Origin of the sequence: Neorhizobium sp. T7_12 (assembly GCF_002968535.1) — a bacterium.
GTDB classification, from domain to species: domain Bacteria; phylum Pseudomonadota; class Alphaproteobacteria; order Rhizobiales; family Rhizobiaceae; genus Neorhizobium; species Neorhizobium tomejilense.
The window spans coordinates 285,033-308,804 of record NZ_PVBK01000001.1 but is presented as its reverse complement, the minus strand read 5'-3'; the positions used below and the strand labels follow the sequence as shown (position 1 = coordinate 308,804).

Genomic DNA, 23,772 nt, shown 5'->3' with positions numbered 1-23,772 from the left:
AGCTCAAATAAAATCCTCCACCCGCTGCATTGTCGCGGTAGAATCCGCGTGCAGCATCTCCGCGACAGACGGAATGGCAATGGTTGCGACCAATCGTCTTGCGTCGCCGGTCAGGCATAGTAAGGTCCGCTACGAACTTTCCGAGTAAATGGATTAGCATCATGCCGGCCTTCAAAACCCTTGACGACCTCACCGATATTGCAGCCAAGCGCGTGCTCGTGCGCGTCGATCTCAACGTCCCCGTTGCCGACGGCAAGGTTACCGACGCGACCCGCATCGAGCGCGTCGCCCCGACCATTCTGGAACTCTCGAAGAAGGGTGCCAAGGTCATCCTGCTTGCCCATTTCGGCCGTCCGAAGGGCGAGCCGGTCGCCGACATGTCGCTGTCGCTGATCGTCTCTGCCGTCAACCAGGTCCTCGGCCACAAGATCCTCTTTGCCTCCGACTGCATCGGTCCGGAAGCCGAACAGGCGATCGCCGGCATGAAGAACGGCGATATCCTGCTGCTCGAAAACACCCGTTTCCACAAGGGTGAGGAAAAGAACGACCCGGGCTTCACCGAGGCGCTCGCCAAGAACGGCGATATCTTTGTCAACGACGCCTTCTCCGCCGCCCACCGCGCCCATGCCTCGACCGAGGGCCTTGCCCATCACCTGCCCGCCTATGCCGGCCGCACCATGCAGGAAGAACTCGAAGCGCTCGAAAAGGGGCTCGGCAATCCGGCCCGCCCCGTCGTCGCGATCGTCGGCGGCGCCAAGGTCTCCACAAAGATCGACTTGCTTCAGAACCTCGTGAAACGGGTCGACGCGCTGGTGATCGGCGGCGGCATGGCCAACACCTTCATTGCTGCACAGGGCATCGATGTCGGGAAGTCGCTCTGCGAACATGACCTTGCTGACACGGCCCGCAAGATCATGGCAGAAGCCGAAGCCTCCAATTGCGCCATCGTGCTGCCGGTCGACGGCGTCGTCGCCCGCGAGTTCAAGGCAGGTGCCGCCAACGAAGTGGTCGATATCGACAAGATCCCGGCTGACGCCATGATGCTCGACGTCGGCCCGAAGTCTGTGGCAGCCGTCAACGAATGGATCTCCAAGGCCTCGACGCTGGTCTGGAACGGCCCGCTCGGCGCCTTCGAGATCGAGCCGTTCGACAAGGCGACGGTCGCGGCCGCCAAACACGCGGCAGAGCAGACCAGAGCCGGCAAGCTCACCTCGGTTGCAGGCGGCGGCGATACGGTCGCGGCCCTCAACCATGCAGGTGCCGCCGACGACTTCTCCTATGTCTCGACCGCCGGCGGCGCATTCCTGGAATGGATGGAGGGCAAGGATCTGCCCGGCGTGTCGGTGCTGATCAAGGCCGCCTGATCTGTCAGTTTCCCGAAAGGGAGCGCGTTCCATATAGGGGGGCGCGCTCCCGAGTTAACTGGTTTAAAAAAATTTAGATGTTTTAAACGATTGAAAGCATTTCAATCGTTTCAATAGCTTACCGCAGGATTTCCCTTTAAAATAACTTCTGTTATCCGCGACTGACAGCTTGGGAGAGACGAGCGCGTTTTGCGCCAACTTAGGGACAGGAGTGTAGTATGGTGGACGCGAAGATGTTGAACAAGATGAGTTCTGCGCCCGGATTCATCGCGGCGCTGGATCAGAGCGGTGGTTCAACACCCGGAGCATTGCGCCTTTATGGCGTGTCCGAGTCCGACTATCAGGGCGACGACGAGATGTTCCGCCTGATCCACGCCATGCGCGTCCGCATCATGAGCGCACCCGCCTTTACTGGCGACAAGGTTCTCGGCGCCATCCTGTTCGAGCGAACCATGGACGGCGACGTCGATGGTGAGCCTGTTCCCTCCTATCTCTGGGAAAAGCGCGGCGTCGTCCCCTTTCTCAAAGTCGACAAGGGCCTCAACGCCGAGGAAAACGGCGTTCAGACGATGAAGCCGATGCCCGAACTGGATGATCTCCTGATCCGCGGTCGTGAAAAGGGGATATTCGGGACCAAGATGCGGTCGGTGATCGGCCATGCCGACAAGGCCGGCATCGCTGCCGTCGTGGAGCAGCAGTTCCAGGTTGCCCGTCAGATCATCGGCCAGGGCCTTATGCCGATCATCGAGCCTGAAGTTTCTATCAAGAGCCCGACAAAGGAACAGGCTGAAGCGATCTTGCGCGACGAGATCGCGCAGCAGCTCGACAAGCTTCCCGCGGGCGAGACGGTCATGCTCAAGCTGACGATCCCGACGGTCGCCGATTTCTACGCTCCCTTGACCGCCCACAAATCGGTCGTCCGCGTCGTCGCCCTTTCCGGCGGCTACAGCACCGCGGAAGCCTGCGAAAAGCTCAGCCACAACCGCGGCATGATCGCGAGTTTCTCGCGCGCGCTGGCGGAAAACCTCCGCGCCTCGATGAGTGACGCAGAATTCAATGCGAGCCTGGCCGCAACGATCGATCAGATCTACGCGGCAAGCGTCAACAAGTCCTGACGCGAAAGATCTCGAAAAGGCCGCTTGAGGAGCGCCTTTTCAAGGAGGAGGAAGAGGGCCGCTCCGGAAACGGAGCGGCCTTTCTGTTTGCTGCGACCTCGAAGCCGACGTGAACCGAACGGGCAAAACAACGTTCATTGCATGATGGAGGTTGCCCATGACGGAAATTGAAGAAAAGGTCCGAAGGCTTTTCGACGAATACGGCCGGACCAGCAATGACGCCTTGAAGGACGCAGCGTCGGTGAACGTCTCTGGCGTTGCAGCGTTCTTCGCGCTCTATTTCGTCGGCTCGACACCGCAGGCGGTGTTCGGTGGAGCCAATGACGCGGCATTCCGGGAAGTGATCCCGCAAGGCTTTGCCCGATATCGCGATGCCGGCGGCAAGCGGATGGACATTACCGGCGTGAAGATCACCTGCCTCAACGATCTTCACGCGCTTGCCGAAGTCGGGTGGGATTTTTCCTATGTCAACAAGGCGGGCGAAGCCGGCAATGTCCGGTTCACCAACTTCTACCTGGTGACGATCGCCGATGGCGACCCGAGGATCTTCGCCTATATCACCGGCGACGAGGAGAAGGCGATGCGTGACCACGGCCTTACCTGAACCGATGATGCCGGCCGCTTTCATTCCGTTGATGACCGCGATCAAAAACATTGGCTGGTCAGGAAGGTCGATGAGGTTTTAGATCCGGCATCGCATCTGGAGAATTTCGCCATGCCGACCGCCGATTTCGTCACCGTCGATGTTTTCACGACCGAGCGTTTCGCCGGCAACCCGCTCGCCGTGGTGCCGGATGCGCGCGGGCTCACCGACCGGCAGATGCAGAAGATCGCGGTCGAATTCGGTTATGCCGAAAGCACCTTCGTCCTGCCGCCGGAAAACCCTGAAAACAGCGCGCGGGTACGCATCTTCACCCCGACGATGGAAATTCCCTTTGCCGGCCACCCCAATGTCGGTACCGCCTACGTGCTCGGTCAGCGGCGCGAGCTGTTCGGCAAGCCCGTCACTGACAAGCTCCGGTTCGAGGAAATCGCCGGCCTGGTGGAAATCCGGCTGCGGTGGGAGACAGCCGGTGTGATCGGCGCTACGATCCGCGCACCGCGGCCGCTGGAAATCGGCGCCGAGATAGAGCCGGACCTGATTGCCGACTGCATTTCGATCGACGCAAAACACGTGCGCACCACCGCCCACAGGCCGGTCTTCGCCTCGGTCGGCCTCGCCTTCGCGATCGCCGAACTCGATGGCCTCGAAGCACTTGCCGCCGCCCGGCCGAACATCACGGCCTTCCGCAAGGCCGCCGCGAAACACCAGGGTACCGATGGCGACTTTCCGATCTTCCTTTATGTCCGCAGCCAGGAAGAACCCTGGAACCTCCGCGCCCGCATGTTTGCGCCGCTCGACGATATCATGGAGGATCCGGCGACCGGCAGCGCCTCTGCCGCCCTCTCCGCCTTCCTGGTAACGCATGCGCCGGAGACGGATGCCAAGGTGCATCTGACGATAGAACAGGGTGTCGAGATGGGCCGCCGCAGCATCATCGAGCTTGATGTGGTGAAGGCGGCCGGAACCGTCACCGACGTCACCATCACCGGTCGCTGCGTGCCCGTCATGCGCGGCTTGATCGACGTCTAGAAACCGTTTCATGGGTGGTGGCGATTTACAACAGGCGAATATCTGACTAAAGTCAGAGAATGTTCAAGGGTCAGATCGAACAGATTCGCCGCTTCAATCGGGTCGTCACACTGCATGTCGGCGCGTTGGAAGACAGTTACCTGCAACGTGGCCGTCCGCTCAGCGAAGCTCGGCTGCTGCATGAGATCCGTGACGGCACAGATGTGCGCACCTTACGCGAGCGGCTGAAACTCGACTCCGGCCACATCAGCCGTCTGTTGCGCTCGCTCGAAGCGCAGGGGCTTGTCCGGACGACTGCGGATCCGAGCGACGGAAGGGTTCGGCGCGTGGCTCTGGCGCCCGACGGTTTGAATGAGCGCGCGACCTACGAGGCGCTCTCGGATGAACTCGCCATGTCGTTCCTCCGGCCTCTCGACCCTAACCAGCGCAACCGTTTGGTCGACGCCATGGCGGAAGTTGAACGCTTGCTTCGCGCCGGAGCGGTGAAGGTAAGGCTCGAACCGCCGGCCAGCGCTGCGGCGCAATGGTGCCTGGAACAGTATTTTGCCGAACTTTCGGCTCGTTTCGAGGTCGGCTTCGATCCTTCCCGGAGTAACCCGGCGAGTCCCGAGGAAATGACGCCGCCCTCCGGATTTTTCCTTGTGGCCTGGCTCGACGGCGCCCCTCAGGGCTGCGGAGCGCTCAAGATCAGTGACGGGGCATCGGGCGAGGTGAAGCGGATGTGGACGGCCCCGACGGCGCGGGGATTGGGCATCGGCCGCCGCATGCTGCGTTCGCTGGAAACAATGGCGCGCGAGGCTGGCCTGACGCGGCTGCGCCTGGAGACCAATCGCGCCCTCAACGAAGCCCAGGCGCTCTACCGCAGCGAGGGCTACCAGGAAGTTGCGCCGTTCAACGCGGAACCCTACGCCCACCATTGGTTCGAAAAGAAGCTTTAGGTCACCGACTCATAAAGCGCATCCAGATTTTGGCTGAAGCGAGTTTGACGAGAGCAAGGCAGTTTTCGCTTCAACGGCAACCACATGTTCCCGATCGTCGACCGGTTCGGTACCGGCTACGTCACCATAGATCAGGTGCGCCAGCGCTACGCCTGACGCGCCGAAGCCCCTACCCTCCAACGATTTCGCTGATCTGCACGATGGGCACGATGTCCGTATAGTTGGCGACGTCCGCGACGATCTCCGCGCGGTGGGGACCGAACGCCTCCTGGAATGTCCCCAGGGTCGGCGAGTAGACGTGGCACGCCGCGATGAACTCCGGCGCGCTTCCAGGTTCGCGACCCGCAAGGCCTTTTTCGATCTCGTAGCGCAGGCAGGCATCGCCGAGCCGTTCCTGGATCAGTGGCATATGGTGGGTGCGGTAGTAGTCGTGATCGAACTTCGAGCCGCCATCGGCCGGATAGTAGACGCTCATCTTGATCATCATCGGGCTCCTGCCTGAACGCCTCTTCGAGCGTCCGGGGCGCCTTATAGCTCACCGGCTCGTAAAGCGCATCCGGATTTTGGCTGAGCAAGTTTGACGAGAGCAAGGTTCTATCGCTACCGCAACCTCGTCGAACGCCTCTTCAGTTTATGAGTGCGTGACCTAGAGAGTCGTGAATTCGCGCAGGATCAGCGCTGCGCTCCAGGCCGCGAAGGCAACGATCGCCAGCTTCCAGAAGTCGCCCCGGCGCCTCAAGCCGGGAAGGTTGAGCGGCTTGATGATCTGCACCAGCATGGCGAAGATCAGAAGAACCGCGATTGTCTTTGTCATTTGGTCTTGCCGATCTTATCCGCCATAGGCTGGACATTTTTGCACTCCACCACAGATAGATGTGGAGGGGATTCGGGGAAAAGGTAATCCGCTTCGCTTTCGTTAACGCCCGGTTCATCAGCATGCAACAATGCTTGCCTGCGGAGCCGTGATTGATCGCATTCGCGCAAAGAGCTGACAGTAGCAAAGATGAGACGAAACCTCCTTCCAATCCTCGCCCTCCTTTGCGGTACGCTTCTTCTCTTCCTCGGCAATGGCCTGCAGAGCCTGCTTCTGCCGGTGCGGGGTGCTCAGGAAGGTTATTCCAACGAAGTGCTCGGCCTGCTCGGCACCACATGGGCCTCCGGCTTCGTCATCGGCTGCTTCGTGGCGCCCAACGTGGTGCGCCGCATCGGCCATGTCCGCGCCTTTTCCGGTTTCCTGTCGCTGATCTGCCTCAACGTGCTGCTGACCGGGCTGATGGTCGACCAGAATACCTGGCTGGTGCTGCGCGCCATCACCGGCTTTTGCACCGCCGGCACATCGATGATCATCGAAAGCTGGCTGAACGAGCGCGCCACCAGCGAAAGCCGCGGAACGATCTTTTCGTTCTATATCTCGATCACCCTTTTCGGTGTCGTGGGCGGCCAGTTGATGGTGCCGTTCGCGGATATCGCGACGCCGACGCTGTTCATGATCTGCGGCATTTTCTACAGCCTTGCCGCGCTGCCGACGACGCTGTCCAAGGCGGCATCGCCGCAGCCGCTGAAGCGCGCCCGCCTCGATCTGCGCGGCCTCTTCCGCAACTCGCCCATCTCCTGCATCGGCATCCTGCTGATCGGCGTCGCCAACGGCGCCTACGGCACGCTCGGCGCCGTCTTCGGCACGCGCGCCGGGCTCGACCAGGGCGCGGTGGCGGCGATGGTCAGCATCACGCTCTTCGCCGGCGCGATCATGCAGTTTCCGGCAGGCCGGCTGTCCGACAGAATGGACCGCCGCCACGTGCTTGCCGGCCTTTCGGCCGCGGCAGCTCTGGCGGGCCTGGCGATCGTCGCAATCCGGCCCTCCGGCACCTATGAGATCGTCGTGCTGGTGGCGATCTACGGCGCGGCCGCCAACGCGCTCTATCCGATCGCCGTCGCCCACGCTAACGACTTCGCAGCCCCCGAGGACTTCGTGAAGATCTCCGGCGGCCTGCTTCTGCTCTACGGCATCGGTACGATCATCGGTCCGACGCTCGGCGGCCCGGTGATGACCTGGGCCGGCCCGCATGCGCTGTTTGCGGTGACGACCGGGGCGCATCTTCTGGTGGCCGCCTATGCTATCATCCGCAGCCGCCAGCGGGCGCCGGTTCCGATCGCCGACCGCGACGCCTATACGACCGCGCCGGCTTCGACCTCGCCGCTTGCCACGCCCGAGAGCCTGTCGCTCGACCCGCGCGCCAAGGCCGGCGGCTCGGCGCCGGATAATGTCAGGCCGGAAACCAGTGCCGGAAAGGAGGCATCATGAGCTTCATCGACGACGAACGACCGAAGAAACCCACCACCCACGAACTCGGCAGCGACCTCTCCATGCTGTCCGTGGACGAGCTCGAATCGCGAATCGATCTGCTGCGGCAGGAGATCGCCCGGCTGGAGGCCGAGAAGGAGGCGAAGACCGCAGGCCGGCGCGCAGCCGACAGTCTGTTCCGTTCCTGAACGTCGGGCTCCCACGCGAACTTTAAGTATTTCTCCTTAGTTTTAAGAGTATATTAATCATCATCGGAGAATATGGAGACGTTCAGGTTTCCTGGACTCAGACAGTTTCACCATTCGGCGAATGGTCTGATTTCTCCCTGTTTTACCTTGAGAGCCGCCTTTCCGCGGCTCTTCTTTTTTAGGGCGGCGCCGGCCCGGCTCAGGCTCTTTGCCTTCGACACCCTCCCGGCACCGGTTTCAACCGGCTTTCCCACAGAAACAAACTGCTGTATTGGACGCCAAATGCGTCTCATTTCAGGAACATGGCGGTTGTTTACCACTTCTTGTGGGTATTAACCTTTCCTTAAGAAACGCCTTGCGGATTTCCATTATAAGTATCATGTTCAGGTCAGTCAGAACGGCATGGGAACTTTTATCCGCCGTTGTCATTGCCTGAATGTGATTGCGTTGAGCAGGATGATTTCGATGTCCGAACAGGGATTGAATACCGTAAGTTTTGCAGGCCGTGCCGCTGCGTCTTCGCAGTTCAAGGCGCTCTACTCCGAAGGTATGTCGCTGGTCGAGGAGACCGCGAGCTATCTCGACGGTACGGGCCGCGCCGCGTCGAAGGTTCTACCGCGCATGGCATCGGTTCTCTACGCGGCCGAGTCCATGCGGTTGACCACCCGCCTCATGCAGATGGCCTCCTGGCTGCTTCTGCAGCGCGCCGTCAACAATGGCGAGATGAGCCGCGAACAGGTCATGTCGGAAAAGAGCAAGGTCCGTCTCGACGGCTTCAACGTCGACCGCAATGCTCCTGGCTGGCTCGACCTGCCGGAAGGTTTCCGCGACCTCGTCGAACGTTCGCTGCGGCTCCAGAACCGCGTCGCCATTCTCGACCGCGAGATCTACCGCCCGGCCGACCCGGCCGTTCTGCCGGACAACGAAAACAGCGTCCGCGCCCAGCTCAACCTGCTGCGCACCGCCTTCGGCAACTGATCGCCGTCAAGGCTTTTCCGATCACAGCCGGTGCAAACGTTGCGCCGGCTTTTTCATGCCTGCAGAAGGCTCTCCGCACAGGCGTTGATCTCGTCCCTGTTCGTCAGCCGCGCCTTGTGGCCTGAGAAGCTCTCGAAAAGCTTCAGGTGAGCATCGAACGAATTCCAGTTGTTCTTTCGAACTCTGTATTCCGACACCCATTTGACCAGCCCGTCGAACGCGGCCCGGCTCTCGCCGCCCTGAATGCCGCGGCGCAAGATATTCGCCACACACTCGTCTTCGCTCAGATCAAGCCAGACCAGCGCCGTTGTCCTCGGCAGGGCGATATCGACGTAGCGGCCATAGACGCCTTCGATCAGCCAGGCCTCACCCGCTGCTACTGCCCGGACATCCTCGTGCACGACCGCCCGGTCGCGTGCAATCCCGTAACGACCCGGCTCCCAATGCACGTCGTCGAGGTGAACGAGCGGCAGGCGAAGCGGCTCTGCCAGCCTTAGCGCCAGCCAAGTCTTGCCGGACCCGCCGTTCCCCATGATCACGATCCGCCGGGATGCGGCCGAAATATCGTATTGCTCTTTCAACGGCTCCTCCCCGTCAAACACCGCAAAACGAAAAAAGCCCGGCATCCGCCAGGCTCTTCGTAACTCTTGGCGCCAAGAAGCGTATTAGAGGCCGAGGCCGCCGAAACGCTTGTTGAACTTGGAAACGCGGCCGCCGCGGTCCAGCATCTGCTGGTTCCCGCCCGTCCAGGCCGGATGCGAGTTCGGGTCGATTTCCAGGTTCATGGTAGCGCCTTCCGAACCCCAGGTAGAGCGGGTTTCGTATTCGGTGCCGTCGGTCATGACCACTTTGATCACGTGATACTGCGGATGGATGCCAGCCTTCATGTCGATATTCCTGCTCTGCGAGGTCCATTTGTCGCAATTGCGAGCGAGAGGCCTCTTTAATAAATGAAGCCGCAGACCGGTCTGGTCACGGCTTCCCAATTCGATGCGGAGCCTATACAGGAAGGTCGCCGGAAGTACAAGTACCCGTAAGGCCGAGAATTGAGCCTTTCGAGCCTATGGAGATGACGTGGCAGACGCCCGAGAAAACCAGCCGAGAGGCAAAGCCTTGAGACCGCTCGCAAGGCTCGTTCCCTACCTTGCCCGTTATCGTTCGATGGTCGCCGCGGCAATCGTTTTCCTCGTGCTCGCCGCCGCAACCACGCTTGCTCTGCCGCTTGCCGTGCGCCGCATGGTCGACCACGGTTTTGCCTCTTCGGACGGCCATTTCATCAACAACTATTTCGGCATGCTGCTGGCGCTGGCCTCCCTGCTCGCCGTCGCCAGCGCCATGCGCTACTATTACGTCATCACCATCGGCGAGCGGGTTGTCGCCGACCTGCGCCGCGAGGTGTTTTCACATGTGACGTCGCTGTCGCCGTCCTTTTTCGACGTCAATCAGTCGGGCGAGATCGTCTCGCGGCTGACGGCCGACACGGTCCAGATCAAGTCCGCCTTCGGTTCCGCAGCTTCGCAGGCGCTACGCAACACCATTCTCTGTCTCGGCGCGATGGGCATGATGATCTATACCAGCCCGCGGCTGTCCGCGCTGGTGCTCGGCGCCATCCCGCTGATCGTCTTTCCGCTGGTCGGATTCGGCCGCTCGGTCAGAAAACGCTCGCGCGCCGCCCAGGATACGCTTGCCCAGACCTCCGCCTTCGCCTCCGAAGTGATCGGCGCCACCCGCACGGTCCAGGCATTTGGCGGCGAGACGACCGCAAACGGCCGCTACGGCAGCACTGTGGAAAGCGCCTATGACGCCGCCCGCACCGCCATCAAGGCCCGCGCGTTGCTGACCGGTTTCGGTATCCTCCTCGTTTTCGGCAGCATCGTCGGCGTGCTCTGGTACGGCGCGCAGAGCGTTCTGGCCGGCACCATGACCGCCGGCACGCTCGGCCAGTTCGTGCTCTATTCGGTGATTGCCGCAAGCTCGCTCGGCCAGCTCTCGGAAGTCTGGGGCGAGCTTTCGTCAGCCGGCGGCGCCGCCGAACGGCTGACCGAGCTGCTGCACGAAGTCCCGGCCATTCGCGACGCGCAAAATCCGGTCGCGCTCCCCTCCCCGCCGCGTGGCGAGGTCGAGTTCGAAAAGGTCTCCTTCGCCTATCCGGCCCGCGTCAGCGCCATCACGCTGAACTCGCTCTCATTCAAGGTGAGGTCAGGGGAAACGGTGGCGATCGTCGGTCCATCCGGCGCCGGCAAGAGCACGATATTCTCGCTGCTGCTGCGTTTCTACGATCCCTCCGCCGGGTCGGTGAAGCTCGACGGCATCGACCTGCGCCAGGCAAGGCTCGCCGAACTGCGTTCCCGCCTCGCCATCGTGCCCCAGGACGTGACCATCTTCGCCGCCTCCATCCATGACAACATCGCTTTCAGCGCTCCGGATGCCAGCCGTGAGGCGGTCCGTGCCGCGGCCATCGCCGCCCAGGCCGACGAGTTCATCTCGAAGCTGGACAACGGCTACGACACCATGGCCGGCGAGCGGGGCATCACCCTTTCCGGCGGCCAGCGCCAGCGCATCGCCATCGCCCGCGCCATCCTGAAAGACGCTCCCGTTCTGCTACTCGACGAAGCGACCTCGGCGCTCGATGCGGAAAGCGAAACGCTGGTCCAGAAGGCGCTCGACGGGCTGATGCAGAACCGCACCACGCTGGTCATCGCCCATCGGCTGGCGACCGTGCTGAAGGCCGACCGCATCCTCGTGCTGGAAGACGGGCGGATCGTCGAGGAAGGCACCCACCAGAGCCTGATCGCCGAGGGCGGCCTCTATGCCAAGCTCGCCCGCCTGCAGTTCCACGACATCGAACGGCAGAGCGCCGCCGCACTCTGACCATTCACGCCAACGTGTTTCGCTCGGGTCCAGGCTGGAAGTGAACCGGGCGCGCCGAATGCCTACCTACTGCAGAACCGCCAGAGAACCACCAGTATCGCAGATACCATTGCCGCCAGAAGCTCGAGATCATGAATTTCAGTCAACTGCCGCCCGACCCGTCGCTCGACGATTGCCTGGACAAGATACAGTCCCGGACCTTCCGGTTCTTCTGGGATGGCGCCCATCCCGAATCGGGGCTGCCGTTCGACAAGTGCTTCGTCTCGGGCGCGCCTTCCCCGAATATGGTGTCGATCAGCGGCGTCGGCTTTGGGGTCCTTGCCATCATCGTCGCCTGCGAACGCCAGTGGGTCACCCGTTCGCAGGCACTGGCGCGCATATCGACCATCATCGATCATCTGAGGCATTCCCCAACTTTCCGCGGGGCATTCGCGCATTTCATCGACGGCTCGACGAACGACGTCATCCGCTTCTCCGGGCGTGACGACGGCGGCGACCTCGTCGAAACGACGCTGCTGATGCAAGGCCTGATCTGCGCGCGGGAATATTTCGCCGGCGAGACCTCTCGGGAAGAGAAATTGCGGGCGGATATCACGCGATTGTACGACGAGGTGGAGTGGAACTGGTTCACCCGCGGTAAGGATGGAGCCCTCTACTGGCATTGGAGCCCGAACTACGGCTGGGCCATGAACCTGCCGATCCGCGGCTGGAACGAGGCATTGTCCTGTTATGTCCTGGCCGCCGGCTCCGACACCCATCCGATCAGCCCCAAGAGTTACCGTGCCGGCTGGGCCCGGTCCGGAGCCATGCTCAACGGCGAGATCTATCTTGGAACGGAGCTTCCGCTCGGCGAGCCCTATGGCGGGCCGCTGTTCATCTCGCATTATTCGTTCTGCGCGCTGGATCCGCGGGGCCTGAGCGATCGCTATTGCAGCAACTACCATGACCAGGCCGTGGCACATACGCGCATCAACCACGACTATTGCCTGACGGTGCCCGACTATGCGAATGCCGGGGTCTGGGGCCTCAGCGCGTCCGACGGACCGCAAGGTTACGGCGCCCATTCGCCGACATTCGATCGCGGCGTCATCGCCCCGACCGCCGCCCTGTCGAGCTTCCCCTTCCTTCCCGCCGAGGCGGAAAGCGCCATGCGCGCATTGCTTCAGTATGGCGATGGTAAATTGCTCGGCGCGTTCGGCTTCGTCGACGCCTTCGTGCCGAAGACAGGCTGGGTGGCCGGCACATATCTTGCGATCGACCAGGGTCCGATCATCGCGATGATCGAAAATTATCGATCCGGCCTGCTGTGGCGCCTGTTCATGAACGCACCCGAAGTGCGTCGCGGTCTGATGCGGCTGGGCTTCACGTCGAGCACCCATTCCATCGGGGCGGAAATATCTACTCCAGGCGCCTGAACGTCCACTTCACCACATAGTCGCCGTTGCGCTTGATCTTGGTCTTGGTCCGCACCTCGACCGGCCCGCCGAGGGCAGATTCGGCGTCTTCGAAGGCCTGGCGCGCCTCGGCGATCGCCTTGTGGTAGACGCTGTTGTCGCGTTTCGGGCTTTCCGCCACCTCCTTCAGGAGGACGCTCATATCCGGCTTGTCTTCGGCCATCACTTAAGTCTTTCCCGTGGCCGATTACCGCTCGGTGAGCTTCAGCTCGATCCGGCGGTTCTGGGAGCGGGCGTCCGGCGTATCGCCCTGGGCGAGCGGCTGGAATTCGCCGAAGCCGGCGGCGACGAGGCGGTTGGCCGGCACGCCCTTGGAAATCAGGTACTTGACCACCGAAGTAGCGCGGGCCGAGGAAAGCTCCCAGTTATCGCGGTAGCGGCCAGTGCCGGTAAGCGGCGAGTTGTCCGTATGCCCGTCGACGCGCAGCACCCAGTTGATCTCGGCCGGGATTTCCTTGGCGAGATCGAGAAGAGCCGCCGCAAGCTTGTCCATCTCCACCCGGCCGGCCGGGTCGAGCTCGTTGCCGCCGACCGGAAAGAGCACTTCCGACTGGAAGACGAAACGGTCGCCGACGATGCGGATGTTCTCGCGGTCGGAAAGGATCTCCCGCAGCCGACCGAAGAAGTCGGAGCGGTAACGGTTCAGTTCCTGGACACGCTGCGCCAGCGCGACGTTGAGGCGCCGGCCGAGATCGGAGATCTGCGCCTGCGAAGAAGCATCCTTGGCTTCCGAGGCCTGCAGCGCCTGTTCGATGGCCGCGATCTGGGCACGCAGCGCGGAGATCTGCTGGTTGAGCAGTTCTACCTGACTTGCGGCGCGGGCGCTCAGCTGCTGTTCCTGATTGAGCTGGTTGGTGAGGTCGCCGATACGGGCATTGGCGGCGCCGCTATTGCCGGCACCCTGGCTCAGCAGCTGCTGCAGGCGCGAGCGGTCGGCCTCGGCCGTGGCAAGCGACGACTGCAGGTTGGCAAGCTGATCCTCGACGTCCTGGCTATTGCCCTTTTCGAGCGCCAGCAGCTCCGTCAGTTCGGCGATCTGGCTGTTCAGCCGGTTCAGCACCTCGTCACGGCCGGTGATTTCGCGGCTGAGCAGGAACTGCGCCAGCACGAAGACGGTAAGCAGGAACATGATGGCAAGCAGCAGCGTGGAAAGCGCATCCACGAAACCCGGCCAATAGTCGACGCCCCGCTCCCGACGGCGGCTCTTGCCAAGCGCCATCGCTTACTTCCCCCCGATCTTGTCGGAAAGCCGGTCGAGCGTGCGGCGCAGGGCCTTTGATTCCTCCTGCTGCGCCTCGATCCAGTCGCGCAGCATCTGCTGTTCGTTGCGCATGTTCTTGACCAGGCCCTGGATGCCTTCGGCAAGATTGGCCATGGCCGATAGCGACCGCTCGTTCTGGTGGCCGTCGACCGGTGCCTTGCTCTGGGCGGAGGCGAGCGCGCGCAGCTGTTCCGTCAGCGCCCTCAAATCCTCCGAGGAACCGCTCGCGAGCGTTTCGGCGACGGCAGGCGGCAGGTCCGATCCAAGGTCGGTCACCGACGACAACCAGTTTTCAAGTTCCGTATAGAAGCGGTTCTGGGCGCGGCCCGCCTGCAGGTCGAGGAAACCCAGGATCAGCGAACCGGAAAGGCCGAGCAGCGAGGACGAGAACGCCGTGCCCATGCCGGCGAGCGGCTGGGCAAGGCCGCTCTTGATGGCGGCCAGCACGTCGTTGGAACTGCCGGAATTCGGGTCGAGCGCGCCGATGACGTTGCTGATCGAGCCGATGGTCTGGATAAGGCCCCAGAACGTGCCGAGCAGGCCGAGGAAGACGAGCAAGCCGATCAGGTAGCGCGACGTGTCGCGTGATTCGTCGAGGCGGGTACCGATCGTATCGAGGATCGAGCGGAAGGCATTGGTCGACAGCGCCATCCGGCGGCGGCTGCCGATCAGGGTGCGCATCGGCGCCAGCAGGCGTGGCTCGCGGCCGACCTTGTCGGCGCTGCCGGCGGCGCGGAAGGAATTGAACCAGCGAACTTCCGGCATCAGGGCGATCACCTGGTTGAAAACCAGGATCACGCCGATCAGGAGAACGCCGAGAATAAGGCCGTTCAGTCCGGGATTGGTCTGGAAGGCGTGGGCGGCCTGGCGGTAGAGGATGGAAGCGACGAAACCGACGATGATCAGGAAGATCAGCATCGTCCATAGGAACGATGCGGGATTGGACAGTTTGTAGGCATAACCGCCGCGGCCCGTTTCAGACGCGTCCAAATCGTCCACTGTCGCATTCGCCATAATATGCTTCGCCTCCGGTAGTCTGCAGTGCCGGAGGCTAGTTGAAAAATGCGACGAATTGAAGTGCAGAAGCTCAGGAAAACAGTCAGCTATTCAGTACTGGAGCTCTAAGCCGGGCGGTGGCGCAAAAATGCCTCAGCGGGTCGGAACGGGTCGATTGACGACTTCGACCAGCGCCTTCTGGATAAGTTCGTTGCCAGCCACGACATTGCCGCTGCCGAAGATATCGGTCGTGCCTTTCATGTCGGAAACGAACCCGCCCGCCTCGCGGATGAGGATCAGGCCGGCGGCCATGTCCCAGGGCATAAGCTCGGTTTCCCAGAAGCCGTCAAGACGACCGGCAGCGACATAGGCAAGGTCGAGAGCGGCCGCGCCGAACCGGCGCATGCCGGCCACTTCGCCCATCACGTGGCGCAGTTCGACGAGGAACTTGCCGTGATTGCCGCGGCCGAGATGCGGCATGCCGCAGCCAATCACGCAGTCGGACAGCACGCGGCGCGCGGCGACCCGGATGCGGCGGTCGTTCATGAAGGCGCCGCCGCCCTTTTCGGCGGTGAACAGCTCGTCGGTCGCGGGATTGAACACGACGCCGGCAACCACTTCCCCGTTGCGCTCGAGCGCGATGGAGACTGCGAACTGCGGAATGCCGTGCAGGAAGTTGGTGGTCCCGTCGAGCGGATCGACGATCCAGCGATGCGCGCCGTCGGTGCCCTTCAGCTCTTCGCTTTCCTCGCCGAGGAAACCGTAGGTCGGACGCGATTTCAAGAGCTCGTCGCGCACGATCTTTTCTGCCTTCAGATCGGCCTGGGACACGAAATCGCTGGGGCCCTTCACCGAAACCTGCAGGTTCTGCACCTCGCCGAAATCTCGCGAAAGCGACTTGCCTGCCTTGAGGGCAGCCTGAACCATGACGTTGAGAAGGGCGGAGCGGGCCATGCGGAAAATCCTTGGGGTTGTCCCGACTTGTCGTCTGGACGGGACGGCGTTTTATGAGCGATTTTTTGATTGGCGGCTTCAAGACCATAAAACAGCGCGAAATTCAAGCCGTCTGCGGGAATGCGGGCATTGCAGCCCTGGCCGCGTCTGCAAAACTGGTCTTAGGCGGTCCCGGATGTGTGAGCGACGAAACCAGATTGCCGCACCGTATCCCGGCGCTTCGCTGGATCGATTGCTCCGGCTTCGCCGGACCGCGCTTCACCCACGTCTAAACTTGTTCGCCGCCTCGATCGCCCGGCGCTGCTGATCCTCGTTGATCCCGAGATAGAAATCCTCGAGCTCCGGGTCCTGAAGGCCCGCGCGGCGCGACAGCACGTACCACTTTGCCGCTTCGACCGGATCAGGCCGAGTGCCGAGCGCGTTGACATAAAGATGCGCGAGCTTGTTCTGAGCGACGACATTGCCGCGATGGGCGGCGATCCGCAGCCACTCGAAACCCTTTTCGTAATCGCGGTCTCCCGCGACGCCGTTGACCAGCCAGAGGCCCATGTCGAGCTGCGCGGTGTCGAAGCCGGCCGTTGCGGCGCGCTCCAGCCATTCGCGGGCCCGCGCCTTCTTTTCAGCCGGAATATCCTTCAGCGTCACATAGACCTGCGCCACCGCATATTGACTATCGGCGACGCCCTGCCTTGCGGATTTTTCGTAGAAGGGCAACGCCAGATGCAGGCCCTTGTCGCCCGGATTTTCGGAAATCAGGATCTGCGCCCAGTTGAATTGCGCCGAGGCATTGCCGGCTTCGGCGGCCCTGCGCATGAAACCGTCGGCCTTTGGCTTATCGCGGGGAACATCTCGCCCGGTCATCAGCAGCAGCGCATATTGGAACATGGCGGCCGGATCGCCGCCCTCCGCCGCCTTCTGATACCAGAATGCCGCGGTCTTGGCGTCGCGCTTGATGCCGAGGCCCTTGGTCATCATTTCGGCGACCAGCGTCTGCGCCGCCGCATCGCCGGTCCCCGCCCGGGTCAGCGCCTTGTCGAGGGCGGTCACATACATTCCGCGCTGGTATGCCCCGTAGGCTTCGTCCACGGTGCCGGTATAGTTTTTTTCCGCCGGTGCCGGCGGCAGTGCGGCCCCCATGCGCTGGTAAAGCTCGACGCCGCCCGAGGGAATGATGCCGTTCGGCTGGCCCTCAGGCTCCTTGGTTCCCTTTGCAGAGCCCGGAACTGGCTGGGTCTCGACCCGCCCTTTTTTCATTGGCTGGAAATCGGGCTCCACGGGCCGGGTCACCGCCCTGGAATTCGCCTGCGCCAGCGCAAGACAAGGCATCGCCGCCGAAGCGATGAGTGTCGCCAGCAGCCCCTTCAGAATCACGCGGGAAAGGCGGTTCGACGGCATGGGCTTCATCAAGCCTCAAACCGTGGCGCTTTTTCGTCCAGAATTGCGTTGACTTCAGCGACCGAGGCGCCGGGGCTCTGGGGGTTGGAAAAGACCGCTCCCTTGAGCGCCACGAATTCCGCGCCGGTCTCCGCGACGGCAAGCGCCGAGGAGGTATCGGTGCCACCCATGACGATGCAGGGGATCTCGATCATCGATGCCCACCACTCGCCGAGCGCGAGGTTTTTCGGATGTGCTTCCGGCTTGATATCGCCGTCGAGCTTGCCGAAGAAGATATAGTCGGGACGATGTTCACCGATGGCAAGCGCCTGATGCCGGTCGCCCGCCCCGCCGGTGCCGACGATCATCTTCGGCACGAATTTCTCGATCGCCTCCCCCAGCTCGGTGAGGTCACCGCCAAGATGCAGGCCATCTGCCTTGATGCGCCCGGCCACCCGGCTGTCTCCACAGATCAGCGCCGCAGCGCCCGCCGCCTGGATCAGTTCGACCAGCGCTTCCGCACGCTTCTGGAACGCCTGGTCGTCGAGCCCGTATTGCGGCACGATCACCGACGCGACGTCGCCGCCTGCAAGCGCGGCTTCGAGATCCTTGGCCTGCTGATCGGGATCGTCATATTGCGGCACGATCAGCACGAGGCGGCAGCGGTCTTTCTGTCCGGTCATGTTTCTTCCCGTTCGGCGGATATCGGTTTGCGAAAATCCGCACTCGTTTTCTGTCCGCAAATTCGATAGACCGGACCGCCTGCCGGATCAACCATTCCCTCATCGCCTTCGAGTCTTCATGCCCGATACGCTTAGCTTCGCGTTCTTCACCTTCGCCATCCCCGCCGTCCTGCTTGTCGGCCTCTCGAAAGGGGGGATCGGCGGCGCTATCGGTCTGCTCGGCGTGCCGCTGATGTCGCTCGCCGTCGATCCGGTCAAGGCGGCGGCGATCTTCCTGCCGATCCTGATCGTCATGGACATCGTCGCATTATGGTCGTGGCGGAACTTCAACGATCCCAGGACGCTGCTGGTGATCCTGCCCGGCGGCATCATCGGCATCGCGCTCGGGTGGGCAACGTCGGCCTATGTCTCGGACGATGCCCTGCGCCTCGTCATCGCGGTTGCGACGATCCTGTTTACCGTGCGCTACTTCTGGCAGGTCTACGGCCCCCGATCCAACCAGCCGAGGGCTCCCTTGCCGCACCGGCCGGGCGCCGCCACCTTCTGGGGCGCCTTGTCCGGTTACGCGAGCTTCGTCGCCCATGCCGGCGGGCCGCCGTTCCAGATCTACGTCCTGCCGATGCGGCTCGATCCGAAAGCCTATACCGGCGCCAGCATCCGCTTCTTCGCGATCGTCAATGCGGTCAAGGTCATCCCTTACTTCTTCCTCGGCGCACTCGACTCCGAAAACCTCACCATCTCCGCAACCCTTCTACCGGTCGCCCTGATCGCGACCATGATCGGCGCGGCCATCGTCAAGCATCTGAAGGCGGAAACCTTCTATCCGATGACTTACGGTCTGGCATTCTGTGCGGGATTGAAACTGCTGTGGGACGGCCTGCCGTTCTGACCCGGCAAAGCGAGCGCGATGCAGCTAAAAAAGCAACGCAAAATAAGGCGAGCAACATTGTTGCGATGCACAATAAATCTTGCCGTTATCGAGCGTTTACCGTAAGTTCAACGCATGACAACCGTTGACCCCTTTGCAGCCATAGCTGATCCTAACCGGCGGTATCTGCTGGAGGAATTGCGGCGCGCGCCGAGAACCGTAAACGAACTTGCGCAAGGCCTGCCGATCAGCCGGCCCGCGGTGTCGCAGCATTTGAAGGCTCTTCTGGATAGCAATCTGGTGAATGTGACGGCGGAAGGCACGCGGCGCATCTATTCCGTCAACAGCAAGGGCTTTGACAGGCTGAACCTGTGGCTGGATCAGTTCTGGTCGTGACGACCGGCTTTTAAACCGTGGGAATTGTGGCTCCCTTCCACGACCAGAACCTTGTCATTGTTATTTCTGGGTTATTTCTGGATTATTGGTTTGCCGCTTTTATTATTCGCCTCTGACTGATGAAACAATGGGCGAGCGGCGCTTCTCCTACTGAGGAACTAATGACGCGTGGTTGCCTTAAGGCGCTGCATTTGGTCCTTGATGCGCAGCTTGCGCCGCTTGAGGTCGGCTATTTCACGGTCGTCGGCGGAGGGGGACGCGAGAACGGTCTGGAGCTCCTCCTCCAATGCACCGTGCTTCTTTTCAAGCGATGCGATATGAGCCTGGACGGTCATGTGGCATGTTCCTTCCTTAGTCACCTACCACGGCATTCCCTAATGCCGAGGCTTCAGGTTTACGAAGGAAGTGTGACACGATCGGCCGGCTTTGTCGAAGGTGAAATCATGGTTTGAAGTGGGCAAATTCGTGACCTTGTCTAACTTCCCGTTAACGCGGTTTGGTGGTAGAGGCTTGCGGAGAATGCCGGCGACCGCTGAAATGCCGGGCGTGAGAATGGGGACTGGAATATGGCAGATCAGGAACAGGCGGATGTCCGGCTGGTGCTCGCGAAACTTCGACAGGAACACGAGGATTACGACGCCGCCATCAATGCCATGATCCAGGTCGGCTGCGACGCTCTTCGCGTGCAGCGCATGAAGAAGAAGAAACTGTCCCTGAAAGACAAGATGACTCAGCTCGAAGACCAGATTGTTCCGGACATCATCGCTTAAGGGTCCCGCCATGTCTGAAAGACCTGCCGTCGCCATCATCATGGGCAGCCAGTCCGACTGGGAGACCATGAAGAACGCCGCCGACACGCTGGAGGCGCTCGATATCGGTTACGAGGCCCGTATCATATCGGCGCATCGCACGCCGGAGCGGATGATGCAATTTGCCAAGGGCGCCCGTGCGGAAGGTTTCCAGGTCATCATCGCCGGTGCCGGCGGTGCGGCCCACCTGCCCGGCATGACCGCCGCCATGACCCCGCTTCCGGTTTTCGGCGTGCCGGTTCAGTCGAAGGCGCTGTCCGGCCAGGACAGCCTGCTGTCGATCGTCCAGATGCCGGCCGGCATTCCGGTCGGCACTCTTGCCATCGGCCGGGCCGGCGCCATCAACGCCGCCCTGCTGGCCGCCGCGGTTCTCGCCCTCAACGACGACGAGATCGCCGATCGGCTCGACGAATGGCGCGCCCGCCAGAGTGCGGCCGTTGCAGACTACCCAATCGACGAGGCTCCATGACTGTCCACACGATCGGCATCATCGGCGGCGGCCAGCTCGGCCGCATGCTGGCCATGGCCGCAGCCCGGCTGAACTTCCGCACGATCGTGCTCGAACCGCAGGCCGACTGCCCGGCAGCCCAGGTCGCCAACGCCCAGATCACTGCCGCCTATGACGATCCGGCAGCGCTCGCCGAACTCGCCAGCCGCTGCGACGTCGTCACCTACGAATTCGAGAACGTGCCGGTCACCGCCGCCGAGGCGCTGCAGCGCTCGGTTCCGGTTTATCCGCCGGCCAAGGCGCTCGATATGTCGCAGGACCGGCTGACCGAAAAGCGCTTCCTGAATTCCTGCGGCATCGAGACCGCCCGATTCCATGCCGTTGACGGCCAGTCCGACCTTGAAAAGGCGCTCGCCGATTTCGGCGGCCAGGGCGTCCTGAAGACCCGCCGCATGGGTTATGACGGCAAGGGTCAGCGCGTCTTCCGTTCCGTCGACGACAAGCCGGCCGGGGCCTATGATGCGCTCGGAGGCGTTCCGCTGATTCTGGAAAGCTTCGTGCCCTTCGAGCGCGAAGTGTCGATCATCGCCGCCCGAGCCATAGACGGCACGGTCGCTTGCTACGATCCGGCCGAAAACGTCCACCGCAACGGCATTCTCCACACCTCCACCCTGCCCGCCAGGATTTCCGACTCGACGGCGAAAACGGCGCGCGAATCGGCCGAGAAGCTGCTCGCCGCGCTGGATTATATCGGCGTCATCGGCATGGAGTTCTTCGTGATGGCGGATGGAACGCTGATCGCCAACGAGATCGCCCCACGCGTCCACAATTCCGGCCACTGGACGGAGGCTGCCTGTGTCGTATCGCAGTTCGAGCAGCATATCCGCGCTGTCGCAGGCCTGCCGCTCGGCAACCCCGCCCGCCATTCCGACTGCGTAATGACCAACCTCATCGGCGACGACATTCTGGACGTGCCCGCCTGGCTTTCCCGCGACGATGTTCTGGTCCATCTCTATGGCAAGGCGGAATCCAGACCGGGCCGGAAAATGGGCCATGTGACCGAATTGAAGGGCCTGAAAACGTCGTCACAAGGTTGACATGCAGATTGGCTCGGGTTATCTGCACGCCCAACTGAGAGCGCGCCCCTCGAAGAATCTTGGCGGCGCGCTTTTGATTGATAGACATGCGGCCTCGCGCCCACAGACTGCTGGACCAGGAAAATGAAGATCAAGAACTCGCTTAAGGCGCTGAAGGCTCGTCACCGCGATAACCGTCTGGTTCGCCGCAAGGGCCGCGTTTACATCATCAACAAGCAGAACCCGCGCTTCAAGGCTCGTCAGGGCTGATACAGGCAATCGGCTTCGGTCTCGGCCGCAGCCGATCAAATTGTCGATAACACGACAAATCGGGTTTGACCTTCGGCGCAGGCGGATTACCTTATCCGCATGCGCTATTTTCGTTTCAGTACCCTGATTCTCGCCGCGAGCCTCGCCGCTTCGTCCGCTCTTGCCCAGACCGCGACACCCAAGCCGCCTGCGGCCGCCCCGATCATTCCCGCCGCAGCCCAGAAACCCGGCAAGCCCGTGGATGCGTTGTTCGGTGCCTTGAAGCGCGAACGCAATCCGGAAAAGGCACGCGGCATCGCCAGCCAGATCATCGCCGACCTCAACGATTCGGGCAGCGCCACCGTCAACCTGCTGATGCAGTGGTCTGCGACCGCCATCAAGGAAAAGCGCAACGCCGCGGCACTCGATTTCCTGGATCAGGTGACCGTGCTCGATCCCGCCTTTGCCGAAGGCTGGAACCGTCGTGCGACGCTGCACTACACGATGGGTGACCCGCGCAAATCCATGGCCGACATTGCCGAAGTGCTGAAACGCGAGCCGCGCCATTTCGGAGCGCTGGCCGGCATGGCAGGCATCCTGACGGAGGCGGGCAAGGACGAGCTGGCGCTGAAGGCATGGCAGGACTATCTCGCCGTCTACCCTGCCGACCGCGACGCCCAGGAAGCCGTCACCAAGCTTTCCGAAAAGCTCGCCGGCAACCGGACCTGAGCCTTCGGGCGGCACGTCGATGATGATCTTGCCCCTTGCCATCATCATTGTTGCCACCGCTTTTTGCTTCACCGCCTGGAAGACGAAGGCGATCGAGGCAGAGTTCCCGAATACCGGTGAACTGGTCGATGTCGGCGGCTTTTCCGTGAATTCGCTGCATGTGCCGAAGCCGGCCGGCGCAGATCTGCCGGCGATCGTCTTCATCCATGGCGCCAGCGGCAATTTCCGCGACCAGGAAGCAGCCTTCCGTAAGGCGCTCGAAGGCCGCGCCGAAATGCTCTTCGTCGACCGGCCGGGTCACGGTTATTCCGAGCGCGGCGGGCCCGAAAACGGTTTCCCGGATGGCCAGGCAGCGGCGATCGCAAGGCTGATGGAAAAGCGCGGCATCGACAAGGCGATCATATCAGGCCATTCCTTCGGCGGCGCGATTGCCGCGAGCTTCGGCCTCTATCATCCGGAAAAGACCGCCGGCCTGCTGTTTTTGGCGCCAGCCACCCATCCCTGGCCCGGCCGGATCGACTGGTACTACAATCTCACCGCCCGCCCGCTGATCGGCCGGCTGTTCAGCCATCTTCTCGCCCTGCCGGCAGGCCTCATGGTGATGAGGGCCGCCACGCGCTCGGTCTTTCACCCCAACCCCTGCCCCGAGACCTATCTTCGCGACGGCGCACCGTATCTGGTCCTGCGCCCGAAAGTGTTTCGAAGCAACGCCATCGACGTCGCCAACCTTAACGGCTACGTGACGCGCGTCGCGGCGCGATATACGGAGATCACAGCACCGACGGTGATCATCACCGGCGACAGCGATGCGATCGTCGCGGAGGAGATCCATTCGCGCGGCCTTGCCCGCGATATCGCCGGGTCCGAACTCGTCTCCATCCGCAATCTCGGCCATAAGCCGGATTATCTGGCGAGCGACGTGGTGATCGCGGCAATCGAAAAACTCTCGGGCCTCCCCCGCGACCTGAAGGCCGCCGCCCACATCGCGGAAGCGCGCATTGCGCCGACAGCGGAAGACTCGGCTCCCGAAATGGATCTTTCGATCGAGAAAACCTGAGCCTTGCTCGGACGACGCCAGCCCGAAGC

The 23,772-nt window shown here is 62.2% G+C and carries 30 protein-coding genes; 19 read left to right on the top strand and 11 right to left on the bottom strand.

From position 1 onward, the window contains the following. Window positions 1–161 precede the first annotated feature (161 nt). The 5 genes from pgk to C5J26_RS01460 all read left to right on the top strand — a co-directional run bounded on the left by pgk (window position 162) and on the right by C5J26_RS01460 (window position 5,050). The gene (pgk, locus tag C5J26_RS01480) at window positions 162–1,364 is read left to right on the top strand and encodes a phosphoglycerate kinase (RefSeq protein WP_105400218.1); all 1,203 of its coding nucleotides are present in this window, start codon (window positions 162–164) and stop codon (window positions 1,362–1,364) included. A 218-nt stretch (window positions 1,365–1,582) separates the two neighbouring features. Then, complete coding sequence (locus C5J26_RS01475) at window positions 1,583–2,479, top strand: fructose bisphosphate aldolase (protein WP_105400217.1); 897 nt, start codon at window positions 1,583–1,585, stop codon at window positions 2,477–2,479. Between the two features lie 157 nt (window positions 2,480–2,636). Continuing rightward, on the top strand, window positions 2,637–3,083 hold the full coding sequence (locus C5J26_RS01470) for a hypothetical protein (RefSeq protein ID WP_105400216.1): 447 nt from the start codon (window positions 2,637–2,639) through the stop codon (window positions 3,081–3,083). Between the two features lie 111 nt (window positions 3,084–3,194). Continuing rightward, on the top strand, window positions 3,195–4,112 hold the full coding sequence (locus C5J26_RS01465; protein ID WP_105400215.1) for a PhzF family phenazine biosynthesis protein: 918 nt from the start codon (window positions 3,195–3,197) through the stop codon (window positions 4,110–4,112). A gap of 59 nt (window positions 4,113–4,171) precedes the next feature. Beyond that, window positions 4,172–5,050, top strand: coding sequence for a GNAT family N-acetyltransferase (locus C5J26_RS01460; protein ID WP_105400214.1), 879 nt, complete (start codon window positions 4,172–4,174; stop codon window positions 5,048–5,050). 169 nt (window positions 5,051–5,219) lie between these two features. Here the strand turns inward: C5J26_RS01460 and C5J26_RS01455 are convergent, their stop codons facing one another. Both C5J26_RS01455 and C5J26_RS32490 read right to left on the bottom strand, forming a co-directional pair. Beyond that, window positions 5,220–5,534, bottom strand: coding sequence for an EthD family reductase (locus tag C5J26_RS01455; RefSeq protein ID WP_105400886.1), 315 nt, complete (start codon window positions 5,532–5,534; stop codon window positions 5,220–5,222). 162 nt (window positions 5,535–5,696) lie between these two features. After that, window positions 5,697–5,864, bottom strand: a complete 168-nt coding sequence (locus C5J26_RS32490; protein WP_172745732.1) for a hypothetical protein — start codon at window positions 5,862–5,864, stop codon at window positions 5,697–5,699. Window positions 5,865–6,053: 189 nt separating this feature from the next. Between C5J26_RS32490 and C5J26_RS01450 the strand changes: the two genes are divergently transcribed. From C5J26_RS01450 to C5J26_RS01440, 3 genes are all read left to right on the top strand, one after another. Continuing rightward, a complete protein-coding gene (locus C5J26_RS01450; protein ID WP_105400213.1) occupies window positions 6,054–7,352 on the top strand; it encodes an MFS transporter in 1,299 nt (432 codons plus the stop codon). Next, window positions 7,349–7,540, top strand: a complete 192-nt coding sequence (locus C5J26_RS01445) for a DUF1192 domain-containing protein (RefSeq protein ID WP_105400212.1) — start codon at window positions 7,349–7,351, stop codon at window positions 7,538–7,540. Before C5J26_RS01450 ends, C5J26_RS01445 begins: the two co-directional genes overlap by 4 nt. A 465-nt stretch (window positions 7,541–8,005) precedes the next feature. Then, a complete protein-coding gene (locus C5J26_RS01440; RefSeq protein WP_037077074.1) occupies window positions 8,006–8,518 on the top strand; it encodes a DUF1465 family protein in 513 nt (170 codons plus the stop codon). Between the two features lie 53 nt (window positions 8,519–8,571). Here C5J26_RS01440 and C5J26_RS01435 read toward each other — a convergent pair whose 3' ends face one another. Together C5J26_RS01435 and rpmE are read right to left on the bottom strand one after the other, a co-directional pair. Then, window positions 8,572–9,051, bottom strand: a complete 480-nt coding sequence (locus C5J26_RS01435) for an AAA family ATPase (protein ID WP_105400885.1) — start codon at window positions 9,049–9,051, stop codon at window positions 8,572–8,574. 132 nt (window positions 9,052–9,183) lie between these two features. Beyond that, window positions 9,184–9,405 carry a 50S ribosomal protein L31 gene (rpmE, locus tag C5J26_RS01430; protein ID WP_038589408.1) on the bottom strand — a complete coding sequence of 74 codons (222 nt, stop codon included), beginning with the start codon at window positions 9,403–9,405 and terminating at the stop codon, window positions 9,184–9,186. A gap of 187 nt (window positions 9,406–9,592) precedes the next feature. On the opposite strand from rpmE, the gene C5J26_RS01425 reads away from it, so the two are divergent. Then, window positions 9,593–11,389, top strand: a complete 1,797-nt coding sequence (locus C5J26_RS01425; RefSeq protein ID WP_105400211.1) for an ABC transporter transmembrane domain-containing protein — start codon at window positions 9,593–9,595, stop codon at window positions 11,387–11,389. Between the two features lie 131 nt (window positions 11,390–11,520). Then, the gene (locus tag C5J26_RS01420) at window positions 11,521–12,804 is read left to right on the top strand and encodes a glucoamylase family protein (RefSeq protein ID WP_105400210.1); all 1,284 of its coding nucleotides are present in this window, start codon (window positions 11,521–11,523) and stop codon (window positions 12,802–12,804) included. Here the strand turns inward: C5J26_RS01420 and C5J26_RS01415 are convergent. The 4 genes from C5J26_RS01415 to C5J26_RS01400 form a co-directional block, all read right to left on the bottom strand. Beyond that, window positions 12,788–13,006, bottom strand: coding sequence for a hypothetical protein (locus tag C5J26_RS01415; RefSeq protein ID WP_105400209.1), 219 nt, complete (start codon window positions 13,004–13,006; stop codon window positions 12,788–12,790). The two genes, C5J26_RS01420 and C5J26_RS01415, sit on opposite strands and share 17 nt — an antisense overlap. A gap of 24 nt (window positions 13,007–13,030) precedes the next feature. Continuing rightward, entirely contained in the window at window positions 13,031–14,062 is a 1,032-nt protein-coding gene (locus C5J26_RS01410) for a peptidoglycan -binding protein (RefSeq protein WP_105400208.1), read from the bottom strand. Between the two features lie 3 nt (window positions 14,063–14,065). After that, window positions 14,066–15,118, bottom strand: coding sequence for a flagellar motor protein MotA (locus tag C5J26_RS01405; RefSeq protein ID WP_105400207.1), 1,053 nt, complete (start codon window positions 15,116–15,118; stop codon window positions 14,066–14,068). 135 nt (window positions 15,119–15,253) lie between these two features. Next, window positions 15,254–16,054 carry an inositol monophosphatase family protein gene (locus C5J26_RS01400; RefSeq protein ID WP_046666818.1) on the bottom strand — a complete coding sequence of 267 codons (801 nt, stop codon included), beginning with the start codon at window positions 16,052–16,054 and terminating at the stop codon, window positions 15,254–15,256. Between the two features lie 53 nt (window positions 16,055–16,107). Between C5J26_RS01400 and C5J26_RS32485 the strand changes: the two genes are divergently transcribed. Further along, a complete protein-coding gene (locus C5J26_RS32485) occupies window positions 16,108–16,326 on the top strand; it encodes a hypothetical protein (RefSeq protein ID WP_172724142.1) in 219 nt (72 codons plus the stop codon). Here the strand turns inward: C5J26_RS32485 and C5J26_RS01395 are convergent. Next, window positions 16,313–17,458, bottom strand: a complete 1,146-nt coding sequence (locus tag C5J26_RS01395; RefSeq protein ID WP_105400206.1) for a tetratricopeptide repeat protein — start codon at window positions 17,456–17,458, stop codon at window positions 16,313–16,315. The two genes, C5J26_RS32485 and C5J26_RS01395, sit on opposite strands and share 14 nt — an antisense overlap. Then, the gene (locus C5J26_RS01390; protein WP_105400205.1) at window positions 17,458–18,111 is read right to left on the bottom strand and encodes a thiamine phosphate synthase; all 654 of its coding nucleotides are present in this window, start codon (window positions 18,109–18,111) and stop codon (window positions 17,458–17,460) included. Before C5J26_RS01390 ends, C5J26_RS01395 begins: the two co-directional genes overlap by 1 nt. A 118-nt stretch (window positions 18,112–18,229) precedes the next feature. On the opposite strand from C5J26_RS01390, the gene C5J26_RS01385 reads away from it, so the two are divergent. Beyond that, window positions 18,230–19,000, top strand: coding sequence for a sulfite exporter TauE/SafE family protein (locus C5J26_RS01385; protein ID WP_105400204.1), 771 nt, complete (start codon window positions 18,230–18,232; stop codon window positions 18,998–19,000). A 114-nt stretch (window positions 19,001–19,114) separates the two neighbouring features. After that, window positions 19,115–19,375: a helix-turn-helix transcriptional regulator gene (locus C5J26_RS01380; RefSeq protein WP_046634883.1), complete on the top strand. Its 261-nt coding sequence runs from the start codon at window positions 19,115–19,117 to the stop codon at window positions 19,373–19,375. 158 nt (window positions 19,376–19,533) lie between these two features. Here the strand turns inward: C5J26_RS01380 and C5J26_RS01375 are convergent, their stop codons facing one another. Continuing rightward, window positions 19,534–19,710, bottom strand: coding sequence for a YdcH family protein (locus C5J26_RS01375; RefSeq protein ID WP_105400203.1), 177 nt, complete (start codon window positions 19,708–19,710; stop codon window positions 19,534–19,536). Between the two features lie 231 nt (window positions 19,711–19,941). On the opposite strand from C5J26_RS01375, the gene C5J26_RS01370 reads away from it, so the two are divergent. The 6 genes from C5J26_RS01370 to C5J26_RS01345 all read left to right on the top strand — a co-directional run bounded on the left by C5J26_RS01370 (window position 19,942) and on the right by C5J26_RS01345 (window position 23,743). Further along, on the top strand, window positions 19,942–20,145 hold the full coding sequence (locus tag C5J26_RS01370) for a YdcH family protein (RefSeq protein ID WP_037077103.1): 204 nt from the start codon (window positions 19,942–19,944) through the stop codon (window positions 20,143–20,145). Between the two features lie 10 nt (window positions 20,146–20,155). Further along, window positions 20,156–20,653 carry a 5-(carboxyamino)imidazole ribonucleotide mutase gene (purE, locus tag C5J26_RS01365; RefSeq protein ID WP_007757842.1) on the top strand — a complete coding sequence of 166 codons (498 nt, stop codon included), beginning with the start codon at window positions 20,156–20,158 and terminating at the stop codon, window positions 20,651–20,653. Continuing rightward, complete coding sequence (locus C5J26_RS01360; protein ID WP_105400202.1) at window positions 20,650–21,729, top strand: 5-(carboxyamino)imidazole ribonucleotide synthase; 1,080 nt, start codon at window positions 20,650–20,652, stop codon at window positions 21,727–21,729. The genes purE and C5J26_RS01360 overlap by 4 nt, the downstream gene beginning before the upstream one ends. 123 nt (window positions 21,730–21,852) lie before the next feature. Beyond that, window positions 21,853–21,978: a type B 50S ribosomal protein L36 gene (gene ykgO, locus C5J26_RS01355; RefSeq protein ID WP_003497670.1), complete on the top strand. Its 126-nt coding sequence runs from the start codon at window positions 21,853–21,855 to the stop codon at window positions 21,976–21,978. 99 nt (window positions 21,979–22,077) lie between these two features. Then, on the top strand, window positions 22,078–22,686 hold the full coding sequence (locus tag C5J26_RS01350) for a hypothetical protein (RefSeq protein WP_105400201.1): 609 nt from the start codon (window positions 22,078–22,080) through the stop codon (window positions 22,684–22,686). A gap of 19 nt (window positions 22,687–22,705) precedes the next feature. Further along, the gene (locus C5J26_RS01345) at window positions 22,706–23,743 is read left to right on the top strand and encodes an alpha/beta fold hydrolase (RefSeq protein ID WP_105400200.1); all 1,038 of its coding nucleotides are present in this window, start codon (window positions 22,706–22,708) and stop codon (window positions 23,741–23,743) included. Window positions 23,744–23,772: the final 29 nt, after the last annotated feature.